The 1904-nt window shown below is 71.5% G+C and carries 1 protein-coding gene and 1 pseudogene; one reads left to right on the top strand and one right to left on the bottom strand.

All coding sequences use genetic code 11. From position 1 onward, the window contains the following. Positions 1-594, bottom strand: a pseudogene (locus B7X32_RS20660) (murein L,D-transpeptidase); the annotation flags it as partial. Between the two features lie 283 nt (positions 595-877). Between B7X32_RS20660 and B7X32_RS20655 the strand changes: the two are divergent. Then, on the top strand, positions 878-1904 hold a 1027-nt coding region (locus tag B7X32_RS20655; protein ID WP_292724058.1), incomplete at its 3' end, for an ROK family transcriptional regulator.

Below are 1904 nucleotides of genomic sequence, written 5' to 3'. Positions count from 1 at the left end.
CTTCGCGGGCGTCGCCGCGTAGCCGGTGCCCTGGAACGCGACCGTCGCGTCGGTGGCGTCCTGATAGACCGTGGGGACCTGCGCGCGCAGCGCGTGCTCGGCGGCGCGGTCGTCGAGGGTGATGGTGCCGGCGATCGGGGCCGACATCCAGCTGGTGATGTTCCACATCGGATGGTCGGCGAAGGCCTTGTCGGCGAGCTTCGTCGCGTCGATGTGCGCGCCGAGGTCGGATCCGGTGACGTGCTTGCCGCCGCCCTCGCCCGTCAGGGTCACCTGCATGGCGTTGAGGTGGTTGCTGACGGCCTCCGCGGCGGCGCCGGGGGTCATGCCGCCGACCTGCACGCCGGCGATCGCGGTGCCGGGGGCGATGAGGATCGTCGACGCCGCGCCGAGCCCCAGCACCAGCACGCCGAGGCCGATGCCGACCCATCGTCCGATGTGGCGCTTCTTGCGCGGGGCGTCCTCGGAGGGAGCCCACTCCGCGTGGCGGTCGCCCGCGCCGTCGCCGGTCGCGGCCTCCGTGGTCGCGTCCGTGCCGTCGACGATCGAGTTCTCCTCTGTCGGAGCCCCCGCTGCCGTTGCCAGATCCGTCACGTGCACACCCCCCTTGCCCTTGAGCGTTGTCAGTCTTTCAAGGATACGGGATGCCATATCACAAAACGGCAACGGAAGCACATGGATGGGCGGAGGTGCGCCGGATCCGCGGTCGGGGGCGTCCGTCGTCGGGCGCCGCGCGAGAGAAACATGCGGGGCGTCGGCCCGGATCCGGTAACGTTTGGGTAAACCCGGGTCCCGCCGCGCGTGACCGGGCTTGATTTTCACCCTGTTCGTAAGGTGTACTAACAAACATGGTCCCACGGATGAGCGGCATCGCCCGATGAATGCGGAGAGCGGCGACTCCAGTCCGCATCGCTTCGGGTCGGCGCGCAAGCTGCGCACGAGCACGAAGGTGCTCCCCGAGCACGCCCGCGGTCACAACCGCGCGCTGGTGCTGCAGACGCTGTACCACTCGGGGGCGATGAGCCGTGCCGACCTCTCCCGGGAGACCGGCCTCACCCGCGTGACGATCTCCGACCTCGTCGGCGAGTTCATCCACGACGGCATCGTCGTCGAGAAGGGCATCCGCGAGACGACGGGTCCGGGCAAGCCTCCCATCCTCATCGACATCGATCGCGAGGGTCACCGCATCGTCGGTCTCGACCTGTCCGGCCCCGGCGTGTTCGAGGGCGCGCTCATCAGCCTGGACGGCGTGGTCCTCGAGCGCCGCGAGGTGCCTCGGCCGAACGGCGGCACGGCCGCCTACGAGGCCGTGCGCTCGCTCGCGGAGGAGCTCGTCGGGCTGTCCACCGCGCCGGTGCTCGGCATCGGCGTCGGCGCCCCGGGGATCGTCCGCCCCGACGGGATGGTGCTGAACTCGCCCAACCTCGACTGGGTCGACTTCCCCCTGGAGCGCCTGCTCGGCGCAGCGCTCGACCTCCCCGTGCTGGTGCGCAACGATGCGAACGCCGCGGTGCTCGCCGAGTACACGTTCGGCCAGGCGCGACCCGACATGCTGCTCATCAAGATCGGCCGCGGCGTGGGTGCGGGGCTCATCTCCGACAGCCAGCCGCTCGTGGGCAGCCGCTTCGCGGCCGGCGAGATCGGCCACGTCGTCGTCGGCACCGACGGTGGGCCGCGCTGCGCGTGCGGCAAGGACGGGTGCCTCGAGGCCTGGCTGAGCGCGTCGCGGCTGCGGGCGCGCATCGCCGAGGACCCGGCGTCGGAGGAGCAGGTGCTGCGCGAGGCCGGAACCCGGCTCGGCGTCGCCATCGCGCCCATCGTCGCCGCGCTCGACCTCTCCGAGATCGTGCTGTCCGGTCCGGCCGACCTGCTCGCCGGAACGCTCATCGACGCGGCGACCCGCA

Source organism: Microbacterium sp. 13-71-7 (genome assembly GCF_002257455.1).
GTDB lineage: Bacteria > Actinomycetota > Actinomycetes > Actinomycetales > Microbacteriaceae > Microbacterium.
Note: the sequence above shows the minus strand (reverse complement) of the source record. Positions and strands in the feature narration are given on the sequence as shown.